The 14,068-nt window shown below is 66.5% G+C and carries 12 protein-coding genes; 5 read left to right on the plus strand and 7 right to left on the minus strand.

Annotation, left to right across the window (positions count from 1 at the left end):
- The first annotated feature begins 6 nt into the window (after positions 1-6).
- The gene (locus tag DLM85_RS06030) at positions 7-435 is read left to right on the plus strand and encodes a DoxX family protein (RefSeq protein ID WP_243635872.1); all 429 of its coding nucleotides are present in this window, start codon (positions 7-9) and stop codon (positions 433-435) included.
- A 118-nt stretch (positions 436-553) separates the two neighbouring features.
- On the opposite strand, the gene DLM85_RS06035 is transcribed toward DLM85_RS06030, so the two are convergent.
- Complete coding sequence (locus tag DLM85_RS06035; RefSeq protein ID WP_111477145.1) at positions 554-1,735, minus strand: THUMP domain-containing class I SAM-dependent RNA methyltransferase; 1,182 nt, start codon at positions 1,733-1,735, stop codon at positions 554-556.
- Positions 1,736-1,850: 115 nt separating this feature from the next.
- On the opposite strand from DLM85_RS06035, the gene DLM85_RS06040 reads away from it, so the two are divergent.
- The 3 genes from DLM85_RS06040 (at position 1,851) to DLM85_RS06050 (ending at position 5,569) form a co-directional block, all read left to right on the plus strand.
- On the plus strand, positions 1,851-3,257 hold the full coding sequence (locus DLM85_RS06040) for a sugar MFS transporter (protein ID WP_111477146.1): 1,407 nt from the start codon (positions 1,851-1,853) through the stop codon (positions 3,255-3,257).
- Positions 3,258-3,357: 100 nt separating this feature from the next.
- A complete protein-coding gene (gene murB, locus DLM85_RS06045; protein WP_111477147.1) occupies positions 3,358-4,398 on the plus strand; it encodes a UDP-N-acetylmuramate dehydrogenase in 1,041 nt (346 codons plus the stop codon).
- Between the two features lie 127 nt (positions 4,399-4,525).
- Entirely contained in the window at positions 4,526-5,569 is a 1,044-nt protein-coding gene (locus tag DLM85_RS06050; protein WP_111477148.1) for a hypothetical protein, read from the plus strand.
- Between the two features lie 116 nt (positions 5,570-5,685).
- Here the strand turns inward: DLM85_RS06050 and DLM85_RS06055 are convergent, their stop codons facing one another.
- The 3 genes from DLM85_RS06055 to DLM85_RS06065 form a co-directional block, all read right to left on the minus strand.
- On the minus strand, positions 5,686-8,103 hold the full coding sequence (locus DLM85_RS06055) for an endonuclease MutS2 (RefSeq protein ID WP_111477149.1): 2,418 nt from the start codon (positions 8,101-8,103) through the stop codon (positions 5,686-5,688).
- A 181-nt stretch (positions 8,104-8,284) separates the two neighbouring features.
- Positions 8,285-9,043, minus strand: a complete 759-nt coding sequence (locus DLM85_RS06060) for a TIGR02757 family protein (RefSeq protein ID WP_111477150.1) — start codon at positions 9,041-9,043, stop codon at positions 8,285-8,287.
- A 162-nt stretch (positions 9,044-9,205) separates the two neighbouring features.
- Entirely contained in the window at positions 9,206-10,261 is a 1,056-nt protein-coding gene (locus DLM85_RS06065; RefSeq protein WP_111477151.1) for a LysM peptidoglycan-binding domain-containing protein, read from the minus strand.
- A 213-nt stretch (positions 10,262-10,474) separates the two neighbouring features.
- Between DLM85_RS06065 and kdsB the strand changes: the two genes are divergently transcribed.
- Positions 10,475-11,221, plus strand: coding sequence for a 3-deoxy-manno-octulosonate cytidylyltransferase (kdsB, locus tag DLM85_RS06070; protein ID WP_111477152.1), 747 nt, complete (start codon positions 10,475-10,477; stop codon positions 11,219-11,221).
- A gap of 54 nt (positions 11,222-11,275) precedes the next feature.
- Here kdsB and DLM85_RS06075 read toward each other — a convergent pair whose 3' ends face one another.
- The 3 genes from DLM85_RS06075 to gap all read right to left on the minus strand — a co-directional run bounded on the left by DLM85_RS06075 (position 11,276) and on the right by gap (position 13,752).
- Positions 11,276-11,614: a translation initiation factor gene (locus DLM85_RS06075; RefSeq protein WP_111477153.1), complete on the minus strand. Its 339-nt coding sequence runs from the start codon at positions 11,612-11,614 to the stop codon at positions 11,276-11,278.
- A 100-nt stretch (positions 11,615-11,714) separates the two neighbouring features.
- Positions 11,715-12,614, minus strand: a complete 900-nt coding sequence (locus DLM85_RS06080) for a diacylglycerol/lipid kinase family protein (protein ID WP_111477154.1) — start codon at positions 12,612-12,614, stop codon at positions 11,715-11,717.
- 133 nt (positions 12,615-12,747) lie between these two features.
- Positions 12,748-13,752 carry a type I glyceraldehyde-3-phosphate dehydrogenase gene (gene gap, locus DLM85_RS06085; protein WP_111477155.1) on the minus strand — a complete coding sequence of 335 codons (1,005 nt, stop codon included), beginning with the start codon at positions 13,750-13,752 and terminating at the stop codon, positions 12,748-12,750.
- Positions 13,753-14,068 lie beyond the last annotated feature (316 nt).

Here is a 14,068-nt window from a genome sequence, read left to right on the forward strand (position 1 = left end):
TCACCCGTGCCCGCTCCCATTTCAGCTGCCTCACCGCGCCGACTACCCGGCCTCGGCCTGCTGGTCCTGGCTGGCTTATTCGGCACGGCTGGTGTGCTGCACTTCCTGCGGCCCCAGCCTTTTGTGCGCATCGTGCCGCCGCAGCTGCCCGCGCCCGAGGCGCTGGTGTATCTGAGCGGGGCGGCTGAAATCGGGCTGGCCTTGCTCTTGCTGCCGCGCCGTACGCGCCGGCCGGCGGCCTGGGGGCTGGTGGCACTGCTGGTGGCCGTCTTTCCGGCCAACGTATACATGGCCCTGCTGCCCGGCGGCGGTATTGGGGCGCCGCAGTGGCTGCTGTGGGCGCGGCTGCCGCTGCAAGGCGTACTCATTGCCTGGGCGGGGCGCTACACGCGGCGGCCAGCGCCAGCAGCCAATGCCGGTTCCGCGTTGCGCTGAAAGCCAGCACAACCGGCAGGCAGCGGCTTATGGTTTCGGCCTGAACCGCATCAGCGGCGGCAAAGCCACCGGAACGTAAACGCGGCCCCTGCTTCAACGGGGCACGGCTATTTCCCGGCTATTCCTCCTTCGGGCCTTTGCGCGTGCCGCGGTACAGCTCGTACTTCAGCAGGCGGCACTCGATGGGGCCGTTGTAGAGTGGGATGCGGCGCGAGGTGCGCAGCCCCACGCTCTTGGCCGCTTCCGCGTTGCCGGTGAAGATGTAGGCGTCGTAGCCCTGGAAGTTGGTTTTGAGCGTGTCGCCGATGGTTTTGTAGAGACCGGCCATTTCGGCTTCGGCCCCGATTCGCTCCCCGTAGGGCGGGTTCATCAGCACGATGCCGGGCTCCTCGGTCTTGGGCGGCTGGGCGTCGCGCACGTCGCGCACGGCCAGGCGGATGTAGTCTTCCAGGTCGGCGGCGGCCACGTTCTGGCGGGCCCGCTCCAGGGTTTCGGCCGAGAGGTCGGAGCCGGCCAGGTAGGCCTGGGGCTCTTCGAGGCGGGCCTGCTTGGCATCCATCAGCACCGAATCCCAGAGCGCCTGCTCGAAGTCGGGCCAGTGCTGGAAGGCGAAGTCGCCCTGGTGGTAGAGGCCGGGCGCAATGCGCTGGGCAATCATGGCCGCCTCGCACAGGATGGTGCCCGAGCCGCACATCGGGTCGATGAGGGGCCGGCGGCCGTCCCAGCCGCTGAGCAGGATGAGGCCGGCGGCCAGCACTTCGTTCATCGGTGCCTCGTTGGTGAGCTGCCGGTAGCCGCGCCGGTGCAGGGATTCGCCCACCGCGTCGAGCGAGAGGATGGCTTCGTTCTCGAACAAATGTAGGTGCAGGCGCACGTCGGGCTTCACCGGGTCGACGCTGGGCCGCTGGCCGGTGCGCGCCCGGAACTGGTCGACGATGGCGTCCTTCGAGAGCTGGGCGATGTAGAGGGAGTGCTCCAGGTTGGAGCGGTTGGTCACGGCCGTAATGGCGAAGGTCTGGTCGGGGCGCAGGTACTGGCTCCAGTCGATGCGGCTAACTTCGCGGTAGAGGCTCCGCTCGTCGGGGGCGGCGAAGCTGGCGAAGGGCAGCATGATGCGCACGGCGGTGCGGCACCAGAGCACGGCTTCGTAAAGCAGCTGCTTGTTGCCCTTGAATTCCACCACGCGGGTGCCCACCTGCAGGTCGGTGGCGCCCAGCTGGCGCAGCTCTTCGGCCAGCAATTCTTCGAGGCCAAACTGAGTGGTGGCGGTCAGGTACAATTCGGCGGCGCGGGAAGCCATACGCAAACGGGGAAAGGAAAACGGGGCTGCAAAGGTGCGCAAAAGCCCGCAGCAACCCGGCTTAGCGCGGCGGTTTCCTATATTTAAGGCCTTCTTCCCCGCTACCCCCGCCTCGATGGCCGCTCCCACTACGTCCTCCACTCCCACCACCGTCGCCGCCGGCCCCGCCCGCAGCTACGCGCTGCCCATGGCGGCCATGACCTCGCTGTTCTTCCTGTTCGGGGCCGTCACCAACTTCAACGACGTGCTGATGCCCTACCTCAAGGACGTGTGTCAGCTCACCGACCTGCAGTCTTCGCTGGTGCAGTTTGCCTTTTTCGGGGCCTACTTCCTGATGTCGTTGCCGGCGGGCTACGTGCTGCGGCGCCTGGGCTACCAGCGCGGCATCGTGCTGGGGCTGCTGGTGATGGCGGCGGGCGCGCTGCTGTTCGTGCCGGCCGCTAACACGCGCACCTTCGCCGTGTTTCTGCTCGGCCTGGGCGTGCTCGGCGCGGGCGTGACCTTGCTGCAGGTGGCCGCTAACCCCTACGTTTCGGTGCTCGGGCCGGCCAGCCGCGCCGCCAGCCGCGTGAGCATCGTGGGCGTGGCCAACAACCTCGGCGGCACCCTCTCGCCGCTGCTCGGCGGCATGCTGCTGTTCGGCGGCTCGGCCGTGCTCAAGGCCCGCCTGGCGGCCCTGCCCGCCGCCGAACGGCTGGCCGAAGAAGCCACCTTGGTGAAAGCGCCTTACCTGGGTCTGGCCGCGTTTCTGGCCGTGCTGGCCGGGGTGTTCTTCCTGCTGAAGCTGCCCGAAATCGAAGGCATGCAGGCCGACAACGAAGCCGACACCCCGGACCTGACGGCCGTCAGTGGCCGCAAATCGGCGCTGGACTTCCCCCACCTGCGCCTGGGCGTGGTGGCCATTTTCCTCTACGTGGGCGTCGAAGTGGGCCTGGGCTCCTTCCTGATCCGCTACGGCGAGGCCCAGGGCATCACCCAGCTCAGCGACTTCACCCAGGCGCTGGTGCGCGGGCTAAATGTGGCTACCAACTTCCTGGCCGTGCTCTTCGGGCAGGCCCCGGCCGCCATCGACACCACTGCCGGCTTCACCAAGGCCGTGGGCGCGGTGCTGGTAGCCTCGTACTGGTTTGGCTCCTTGGTGGGCCGGGTGGTGGGCATTCCGCTGCTTACCCGCATCAACGACCGGAAAGCCCTGGCGGCCGTGTGCGCCGCCGGGGTGGTGTTCGTGCTGGCCTCCATTGCGGTGCGCGGCGAAGCCGCCCTGTGGCTGGTGGTGCTCTGCGGGCTGATGAACAGCATCATGTGGCCGGTGATTTTCCCGCTGGCCATCAAGGGCCTCGGGCCGTTCACCAAGCAGGGGTCGTCGTACCTGATCATGGCCATCGTGGGCGGGGCCATCGTGCCGCTGCTGATGGGCTGGGCGGCCACCTACGCCGGCGGCCTGCGTGTGGCCTTCCTGCTGCCCGCCCTTTGCTACGCCTACCTGCTCTACTACGCCGTGAGCGGCTACCGCGTGCGGTAAGCCCTGCATTGCCCGGATTAATGCGCCGCGCCCGCTGCCTCTTCGGTAGCGGGCGCGGCTGTTTTCGCCGCTGGCGCGCCGGCCCCGCTATCTTTGCCCCATGTCTAGCGCTTCTCCCGCCCTGCAGCACGACGTGTCGCTGCGCGCCTACAATACCTTCGGCATCGACGCCAAAGCCCGCCTGTTTGCCCCCTTCCGCTCGGCCGAGGAGCTGCGCGCTCTGCTGCAGCTGCCCGAGGTGCAGCAGGCCCCGAAGCTGGTGCTCGGCGGCGGCTCCAACCTGCTCTTCACCCAGGACTTCGACGGCGTAGTGCTCAAAAACGAAATCCGCGGGCTGGAAACCCTCGACGAGCAGGCCGACGGCACCATGCTGGTGCGGGCCGGGGCGGGGGAATCGTGGCACGGGCTGGTGGAATACACGCTGGCGCAGGGCCTGTCGGGCATCGAAAACCTGTCCCTGATTCCGGGCACGGTGGGCGCGGCCCCGCTGCAGAACATCGGGGCCTACGGCGTGGAGCTAAAAGACGCCTTTGAGTACCTCGAAGCGGTAGAAATCAGCTCGGGCCAGCTGCGGCGCTTCTCGCGCGAGGAATGCGGCTTCGGCTACCGCGAATCGGTGTTTAAGGGCCCGTTGCGGGGCCAGTACATCGTGACGGGCGTGGTGCTGCGCCTGCACCGCCGCCCCCAGGCCAACACCTCGTACGGCGCCATCCGGACCACCCTGGAGGAAATGGGCGTGACCGAGGAGCCCACCCCGCAGCAGGTCAGCCAGGCCGTCATCAGCATCCGCCGCAGCAAGCTGCCCGACCCGGCCCAGATCGGCAACGCCGGCTCGTTTTTCAAGAACCCGGAAGTGTCGCAGGCCAAGTTCGACGCGCTGAAGGCCCAGTTTCCCGAGCTGCCCGGCTACCCGGTGCCCGGCGGCGTGAAGGTGCCCGCGGGCTGGCTGATCGAGCAGTGCGGCTGGAAGGGCCACCGCGCCGGCGAGGGCCGCTACGGCGTGCACGACCGGCAGGCGCTGGTGCTGGTCAACCACGGCGGGGCCACCGGCCACGAGGTGCGGGCCCTGGCCGAGGAAATCATTGCCTCGGTGCGCGAAAGATTCGGCATCGAGCTGCACCCGGAGGTCAACATTATGTAGCCCAAACAGGACTTAAATAGTAGAATTCTGGAATAGCTCCCCCTCTCATTGCAATAGTGTCAGGAACTAAGCCCAAATTTGTGTAGACCTTGCCGCCCTTATACCTATTGCTGCTCCTTTGCTTCCAATGAAAAAATTGACCTTTCTGGCGCTGCTGCTCAGCAGCGCCCTGATGACGGCCCGGGCCCAGCAGACCCGGACCACCAAGCGTACCACCACGACGACTACGACCACCAAGGCGCCCGCCACCCCCGCCGCGCCGGCGGCCCCGGCGGCTCCCGCCGGCCCGCCCACGCTGGCCTCGGTGCGCACGGCCGAGCCGGGCGCCACCGTCACGGTGCGGGGCGTGGTGGTGAACGGCCCGGAGCTGGGCAACATCCGCTACATCCAGGACAAGGAAGCCGGCCTGGGTTTGTTTTCCAACACGCTTGACGCGCTCAAGAACCTGATGCCCGGCGACAGCGTGGAGGCCACCGGCACCCTGAAAAACTACAACAGCCTGCTGGAAATGGATCCGGTGCAGTCGGTGAAGAAGCTGGCCTCGGGGCGCCGGTTCGCGGCCGTGACGGTGCCCGCCGCCGAGCTGACCAAGGTGCTGAGCGAAGCCTACGAAGGCCGCCTGGTGAAAATCACCGAAGTGGAGCGCCTGAGCACCACCGGCGGCCAGCCGGCCCCGGCCCTGGTCGGCAACGTGAACTACCTCATCAACGGGCAGGCCGGCGCCATCGTGCGCATCTCGGCGCCCTCTACCGGCCCCAACGGCCTGGTGGGCTTCACCCCGCCCGAGGGCAAGTTCGACCTGGTGGGCGTGGTGGGCCAGCACTCCCCCGCCGGCACCCCCACGGGCTACCAGCTGCTGCCCCGCCTGAGCACCGATTTCGTGGTGGCCGGCGGCCTGCCCGTCATCAAGGGCGAGCCGGTGCCCGTGGCCGTGACCAAGAACAGCATCACGGTGGATTTCAGCACGATAAACCCCGGCACCACCAAGATTGAGTACGGCGCCACCCCCGCCCTGGGCGGCATGGTGGAAGACAAAACGCCCGTCACCCAGCACCAGATGACGCTGACCGACCTGCAGGCCGGCACCACTTACTACATCCGCGTGTCGTCGGGCAACAGCCAGGGCATCAGCACCCAGCCGGCTGTGCCGATGATTACCCGCAAGAAGTAAGGCGGCACCCTGCCGCAAACGCACAACGGGGCGGCTCTTCCTGGTGAAGAGCCGCCCCGCTTGTTTAGGCTAGTTGCGTAGCGCGCACTTTCCGTTCGCGCTACGCAACTAGCTATTTACTTGAGCACGGCCACCGTCACGCCGTCGCCGCCGCGGTCGGCGTGCTCGTCGGCCACGCTGGCCACGGCGCGCTGGGAGTGGAGGTAGTCGCGCACCACCTGGCGCAGCACGCCGTTGCCGCGGCCGTGGATGAACTTCAGCTCCGGCACGCCCAGCATGATGGCGTCGTCGACGTAGTTCATCACGCGCTGCAGGGCGTCTTCGGCCCGCTCGCCGCGCAGGTCGAGAGTGGTGCTGAAGCCGGCCATGCGCCCGGTCACGTCCATGTTGCTGCCGCTGCGGGCTTCGGCGGCCGGGGCCTTGCGGGCGGCTTCCTTTTCCCGCTCCCGGATTTCCGAGCGCGTCACTTTTTCCAGCTGGGCTACCTTCACGATGGTTTTCAGCCCGCCAAACAGCACCTCGGCGGTATTGCCCTTCAGGCCCACCAGCTCGCCGTAGCCTTCCTGCCCGATCAGCGCCACCTTGTCGCCGGGCTTCAGGGCTTTGGGGTCGGCCACCTCGCGGGTGCCGCGGGGCTTGGGCAGTTCCGTTTTCAGCTCCTGCTGCACGAAGGCGTCGAGCTTCTGGCGGGCGGCTTTGGTTTGCTCCTTCTCGGCCCCGGCCGTGCGGATTTCCTGGATGGTGGCCTCGATCTGGGCGTTGGTGTCCTTGAGCAGCAGCTTGGCTTTCTGCTTGGCCTCGCGGATAACGTCCTGCCGGGTTTCCTCGACGTGGTTTTTCAGGTCCTGGTATTCCTGGGCCAGCTTTTTCATGCGCCGCTCGTTTTTCTCGGCTTCGGCGCTGCGCTTTTCCAGCTGGGCCTTTTCGGCTTCCAGCTCTTCCAGCAGCCGGTCGTAGCGCACTTTTTCCTTGCCCACGAGCTGCGAAGCCCGCTCCACAATGGTCTTGGGCAGGCCGATTTTGCGGGCAATTTCCAGGGCGAAGGACGAGCCCGGCTTGCCCGTTTCCAGCCGGTAGAGCGGCTGCAGGTGCTTCGGGTCGTAGCGCATGGCCCCGTTGACGAGGCCGGGCGTGCGCTCGGCCAGGTTTTTCAGGTTGGTGTAGTGCGTGGTGATGACGCCGAAGGCCCGCACCCGGTTCAGCTCCGACAGCACGGCCTCGGCAATGGCCCCGCCGAGCACCGGCTCGGTGCCAGTGCCGAATTCGTCGATGAGCACCAGGCTGCGCTTATTCGCCAGCAGCAGAAACTGCTTCATGTGCGTCAGGTGCGAGGAGTACGTGCTCAGGTCGTTTTCCAGGCTCTGCTCGTCGCCGATGTCGAGGAAGATGTCGTCGAACACGCCGGCTTCGGAGCCCTCGCGCACGGGGATGAGCAGGCCGCACTGCAGCATGTACTGCACCAGTCCCACCGTCTTCATGGCCACCGACTTACCGCCGGCGTTCGGCCCGGAAATGACCAGGATGCGCTGCTCCGGCGTCAATTCCAGATCCAGCGGCACCACTTCGCGGCCCTGCTCCGTGAAGTTGAGGTAAAGCAAGGGGTGACGGGCCTGCTCCCAGCGGATGAGCGGGCGCGGGTGCAGGCGCGGCAGCACGGCTTCGAGCTGCTGGGCCAGGCGGGCCTTGGCGCGGACGAAGTCCAGCAGGCCCAGGAACTGGTAGGCGCGGCGCAAGTCCGGAATGTGGGGGCGCAGCTGGTCGGTCAGGCTGATCAGGATGCGCACCAGCTCGCGGTGCCAGGCGTTTTCCAGGTCCTTGATGTCGTTGTTCAGCTCGAACACCGCTTCCGGCTCGATGTACACCGTCTGGCCCGTGGCTGATTCGTCGTGGATCAGGCCCTTGATGCGGCGCTTGTGCTCGGCCACGATGGGCAGCACCAGGCGGCCGCCGCGGATGGTGGGCTCGGCGCCCTCGGGCGTCCAGCCCTCGGAGCGCGCCTTGCGCAGCACGTCGGCAATGGAGCGGCGCAGGATGCCCTGGCGGTTGATCAGCTCCTGGCGCAGCTGCCGCAGCAGGGGCGTGGCGTCGTCGCGCACGTGGCCCTCGTCGTCCACCACCTTGTCCAGGGCCAGGAGCAGGTTGCGGTCGGCCTGCACGCCGATGCCGAGCAGGCGCAGCGTGGGGTACAGCCCCTCGGGCGACTGGGTGAAGAAGGTCAGTGCCTCGCGGATGGTGCGCAACGACATCTTGATCTGGAAAAACGCCGCCACTTCCAGGAAGGCGCCGGGCAGCTGCGCCCGCAGCAGGTGCGGGTGCACGTCGTGGTAGTACTGGCTGGGAAAGTCGGCGCCGGCGTTGAGCAGCTGGCGGAACTCGTCGGTCTGGAGCAGCAGCTTTTTCAGCTCGTCGGCGCGGGGCTGAAACTGCATCTTCTGCACGTAGTGGCGGCCCAGCTGGCTCAGGCACAGCTCACTCAGCCGCTCACGCACCTGCTGGAAGCCGATTTTCTGCTCGAAGGTTTGCGGGTAAATCAAAAGGGTATCGGGGGTACGGGGTAGTCGGAAGGAGGAACAAGGGCCAGCCGCGGACGGCAGCGGCAGCCTTCTCTAACAGCCGCTGGGGCAGAAAGATTCAGGCAAAGCTATACCATACCGGTTTCTTCGCCGGTGGCGGCGGATTATTAAATAAAGTTACGGTGCAGCTGGCCCTGCCGCCTCAGAACTTCTCATCGATGCCCAGCCCGAACAGGGCGAAGTCGTACTTCACCGGGTCCTGGGGGTCAAATTCGCGCAGGCGGGCGGTCAGCTCCGTGGCGGCCTGCCAGTCGGTTTGCTTGCGCTGGAGCAGGCCCAGGCGCCGGGCCACGCGCTCCACGTGCACGTCGAGCGGGCAGACGAGGTCGGCGGGCGAGAGGCGCGTCCAGAGGCCGAAGTCGACGCCGTACGCGTCGCGGCGCACCATCCAGCGCAGGTACATGTTCACGCGCTTGCAGGCCGAGTTGCGGGCCGGCGTGGCCACGTGCTTGCGGGTGCGCGCGGGCGCGTCGGGCAGGCTGAAGAACAGGTGGTGGAAGTTTTCCAGCCGCTCGCGCTGGGTCTGGCCGTGCAGGAAGGCGTCTTCCAGTGTCTCGTGCTGCCGGTAGTACTGGCTGAGCCAGTGCACGAAGTACAGCAGGTCGGTGTCGCAGAAGGTGCGGTGGCAGAACTTTTCGAGGCGGCGCAGGTCGTCGTCCTGGTGCCCGAGGATGAACTTGTGCGGCGCGTGGTCCATGCGCGCGAGCAGCTCGTCCATCTTCTTGAGGATGATGCTGCGCTTGCCCCAGGCCAGCAGGGCCGCAAACAGCCCGCTGATTTCGATGTCGGCCCGCGCGGAGTAGCGGTGTGGCAGGCTGATGGGGTCGGGCGCAATGAAGGCCGGCTGGTCGTAGCGCCGGTACCGGTCGTCGAGCAGGGCCTGAATTTCCTGGTGGGTCACTTGCTTTGAAGCTAATAGAACGTCATTCCGAGCGCAGCCGAGGAACCTCGCGTGCTGACGTCCGAGAGTAATTTCTTCGTTGAGCGGAGATTTTACTATCTGGCATCAGCACGCGAGATTCCTCGACTGCGCTCGGAATGACGTTCTGATTTGTTTCAGGCCCTACTCCGGCAGGTAGGACGTTTCGACGCGGAAGCGCTGGTCGGGCGTGTTCAGCTTGGCCACGGCCTTTTTGGAGAGGCGAATGAGCACCGCGCTGTTGTCGCCGGTGTCGGGCAGCTTGCCGATGACGCGCACGTACACCACCTGCCCGTTCATGATGTTGCGCACCATCATGATGGTGCCCACCGGGGCAGTTTTGTGCAGGGCCAGGTACTTTTCGGAGTTGCCGCCTTCGATGATGGCCGCCACCCCGCTTTCTGTCACCTTGCGCACGATTTCGCTGGCGCGGGTGGGCTCTTTCTCCTCGTCGGCCGTGGCTGCGGGGGCCGGAGCGGCCGGGCTGCTGGCCACCGGCGACGACGCCGGGGCGGCGGCCGTTTCGCGGGCTTTGTCGGCTTCGCGGGCGCGCTCGGCTTCCCGCTCGCGGGCCCGCTCCTTCTCGGCCTCGTCGTCGCGCTCGGGGCGACTGGTGGGCGGCGCGGGTTTGGGCGTCGGGGCGGCGGCTACGGTTTCGGCAGCGGCACCACCGGCAGCGGGCACGATGATGAGGGTCTGGCCGGCCTTCACGGCGCCGTCGGCGGGCAGCTGCTTGCTGTTGTACTTCTGCAGGGCGCTGGCGCTGACGCCGAACTTGCGGGCCACGGCAAACAGCGTCTGGCCCGGCTGCACTTTGTAGACGTGGTTGCCGGCCGCATCGGTGGGCAGGCTGCGGGCCGAGGCGCTGCTGGCGGGCGTGGCGGCCGGCTTGGCCGCCACGGTGCCCGAGGTGGCGGGCAGCACGGCCCGCACCCGCGGAATCAGCACTTCCTGCCCGGTGACGAGGGCGCCCTTGATGCCGGGGTTGGCTTCCATGATCTGCTCCACCGAGACTTTGTAGCGGCGGGCCAGGCCGTAGAGCGTTTCACCGGGCGCTACGCGGTGCCGGACAAAGGTCTTGTTTTGCTGCACCAGCACGCCCAGCGAATCGGGGGGCGTGGGCCGGAGCACGTGGGCCGGGGCAGCGAGGGGAAGCAGGAAAAAGCAAAAGGCGGAGAGAGTCGGCGAAATTCGGGGCATACGGAGGGAAGCGTACGGCAAGGAGCACGCGGGTTGCCAGGGTTAAAGAAGTGGTTCAGACCCGTCGGACACCGCGCTGCTTCGGCGAAAGATACGGAAAGTTGCCTGCGGCGCAGGATTTTGGCCAGCATCGTGCCAATTTTGCCGGCCTCAGTCCTACCCTCCCGTCCCGCCGCGGCGCGCCCACCGCCCGGCCTTTGTTTTTGCGCTTCTATGCACAGCATCGGCATCATTCCCGCCCGCTACGCCTCCACCCGCCTGCCCGGCAAGCCGCTGGTCGACCTCGCGGGCAAGTCCATGATTCAGCGCGTGGTGGAGCAGGCCCGCCTGGCCGCCCTCGACCGCGTGGTGGTGGCCACCGACGACCAGCGGATTCTCGACCACGTCCTTGGCTTCGGCGGCGAGGCCGTGCTTACCCGCCCCGACCACCCCAGCGGCACCGACCGCGTGTGGGAGGCCTACCAGCAGCTCGGGCAGCCGGCCGATTGCGTGGTCAACATCCAGGGCGACGAACCCTTCATCCAGCCCGCCCAGATCAATGCGCTGATTGATCTGTTTGCCGATGCCGACACGCAGATTGCCACGCTGGTGAAGCAGGTTATCAGCCAGGAGGAGCTGTTCAGCCCCCACCTGCCGAAAGTGGTGCTCGGCGCCCAGCGGGAGGCCCTGTACTTCAGCCGCCACCCCATCCCCTATCTGCGCCAGTACCCCAGCATGAGCTGGCTGGACCACCACCGCTTTCTGCGCCACATCGGCCTCTACGCCTACCGCCCCACGGTGCTGCAGCAGCTCACCCGCCTGGCCCCCGACGCGCTGGAGCTGGCCGAGTCGCTGGAGCAGCTGCGCTGGCTGGCCCACGGCTTCCGCATCCGCACCGCCGAAACCGACCTGGCCACCCACGGCATCGACACGCCCGACGACGTGCAGCGCGCCCTGCGGCAGCTGCAAAATGAATTCTGAATGCTGACTTAGGCATTAGCCCGGTGGCCCGATTCCTAATTCAGCAGTCCTCAACTATCCGCCGATTTTCTTGGCCTTGTAGCCCAGCTTGAGCAGCTCCGCCAGCACTTTTTCGCGGAAGTCGCCCTGGATTAGGATTTCGCCGTCCTTGGCATTGCCGCCCACCCCACACTTGGTCTTCAGGGTTTTGCCCAGGGTCTGCAGGTCCTCGTCGCGCCCCACGAAGCCGGTAATCAGCGTCACCTGCTTGCCGCCGCGCTGCTTTTTATCGAGCTGCACGCGCAGCTGCTGCTGCTGGGGCGGCAGGGTGGCGGCGGTGGGCTCGTCGTTGCTTTGGTACTCGAAGTCGGGGTTGGTCGAGTACACCACCCCGGTGCGGTTTTGCTTGCTCATCTTTTAAAATGACTGAATTGTTAAATGGCCAAATGGCTGGCTGTTCTGCCGTGTACAGTTCAAAACGGCCAGCCATTCAACCATCTGACCAGCTGACAATTTATCTGAACGCCGTGCCGACTACCACCGGCAGGGCCAGCGGCTCCAGTTCCACCTGAATTTCGCGGGCTTCGCCGGCAAAGTCGCCGTCGAGGTGGAAGCCCAGGGGATGCGGCGCCGTGACGCGCACGGTGCGGGCGGTGTGGTACACCACGGCCCCGGAGCTGGGCAGGGAGCCGGCGGCCAGGCCGTAGGCCACCCGGATGGCCCGGCTCAGCGGCATATGGTCGATCAGGCAGAGGTCCAGCAACCCGTCGCGGATGTCGGCCAGGGGGGCAATGTAGGCGTTGTTGCCGTACTGGGCGGCATTGGCGAAGGCCAGCATGTAGCAGTCGGACTGCAGCTGCTGCCCGCCCAGCTCGATGGTGACGGGCGTGGGGCGGTAGCGGCCGTACTCGCGCAGGGCCACGCGCACGTAGGTGGCCAGGCCACGGGTGCCGGCTTCGGCGAAGCAGCGGCTCACGTGGGCATCGAAGCCCAGGCCGGCGGTGCAGAAAAAAGGCCGCCCGTTCAGCCGGCCCACGTCGATGGGCAGCACCCGGGGGCGGCGCAGCAGGCTGACGGCCGCCGCCGCGTCCATCGGAATGCCCAGGTGCCGGGCCAGGCCGTTGCCGGAGCCCCGGGGCAGCACGGCCATAGCCGCGCCGGTGCCCAGCAGCCCGCGGCCCACCTCGTTCACCGTCCCGTCGCCGCCCACCGCCACCACGATGCCGAAGCCCTCCGCCGCGGCCGTGCGGGCCAGCTCCTCGGCATGGCCGGCGTACTCGGTGGGGCGGATTTCATAACTCAGGGCGTACTGCTTGCCCAGCTGCCGGTGCAGCAGCCCGCGCAGGTCAAAACGCCGGTTGGTGCCCGAAATCGGGTTGAAGATAAAGCACAGGCGCGACAGGTTGGCGGGCATAGGGCGGCAAAGATAGAAGGGGCTGGCGCCGGTTACACGACTTCGTCGCTAAACCGGCGCCAGCTTTGTCGCCAACAGCAAAAAAGCCAGCCCCGCCGAAACGGAGCTGGCTTTCAAATCAGCTAGGCGAAGCTTACTTCACCATGTTGCCGAGCTTCTCGATCAGGTCGGCGGTGCGGGTGCTGTAGCCGGTTTCGTTGTCGTACCAGCCCACCACTTTCACCAGCGTCCCGTTGGCCGAGGTCAGCTCCGAGTCGAAGATGCACGAGTGCGGGTTGCCCACGATGTCGATGCTCACCAGCGGGTCGGTCGAGTACTCCAGGATGCCTTTCAGCGGGCCTTCGGCGGCCTTTTTCACGGCCTCGTTGATCTGCTCCTTGGTTACTTCCTTTTTCAGGATAACCGTCAGGTCGGTGGTCGAGCCGTCCGGAATGGGCACGCGCATGGCCACGCCGTCGAGCTTGCCCTTCAGGTGGGGCAGCACCAGGCCCACGGCCTTGGCAGCGCCCGTCGAAGTCGGGATGATGCTGTAGGCGGCGGCGCGGGCGCGGCGCAGGTCCTTGTGGGGCGCGTCCTGCAGGTTCTGGTCGGAGGTGTAGGCGTGCACCGTGGTGATGTAGCCCTTCTCGATGCCGAAAGCATCATCCAGCACCTTGGCCATCGGGGCCAGGCAGTTAGTGGTGCAGGAGGCGTTGGAGAGGATGGTTTCGTCGCCGGTCAGGATGTCTTCGTTGACGCCCAGTACCACCGTGGGAATGTTGCCGGTGGCCGGAGCCGAAATAACGACCTTCTTGGCCCCCGCCGTCAGGTGCTGACCAGCGCCGGCCTCGTCGGTGAAGCGGCCGGTCGATTCCAGCACCACGTCCACGCCCATGTCGCCCCAGGGCAACAGCTTCGGGTCGCGCTCGGCCAGGGCGGCAATGCGCTGACCGTTGACGGTCAGGCTGTTTTCGTCGTAGGTCACGGTGCCGTCGAAGCGGCCGTGCACCGAGTCAAACTTCAGCAGGTGGGCCAGCGTCTTGTTATCGGTCAGGTCGTTGATGGCGACTACCTCCACGTTCGGGCGGCTCAGCAGCGACTTGAACGTCAGGCGGCCGATGCGGCCGAAGCCGTTGATGGCAACTTTGATTTTAGCCATAAAGGGGAAAGGAAACGGTTTGGGCCCCAAGCTCCGGGCCGATGGAGAGAATGCGCGGGCGAAGGTACACGGCTTAGGGAGAAATGCCAACCCAACTCTCCTGCACTGCCCCGGTGGGGCTTTGGTAAGCCGGATTGAGCCGGCGGCCCGGTCATTTTCCCCGCGAAGCCACCGCGGTTTCGCCCCTTATATAAAAAGGAGTCCCGGCCCCGCGGAGCCGGATTCTGCCGCTTAAACCGCCTGGCAGCCCGGCTTGTTTACCGAAATTTTCGGGCACCGGGCTCTTACGAACACTTGTTAGAAAAAGCAGTAACTT

The sequence above is a fragment of the Hymenobacter edaphi genome (genome assembly GCF_003258365.1).
GTDB lineage: Bacteria > Bacteroidota > Bacteroidia > Cytophagales > Hymenobacteraceae > Solirubrum > Solirubrum edaphi.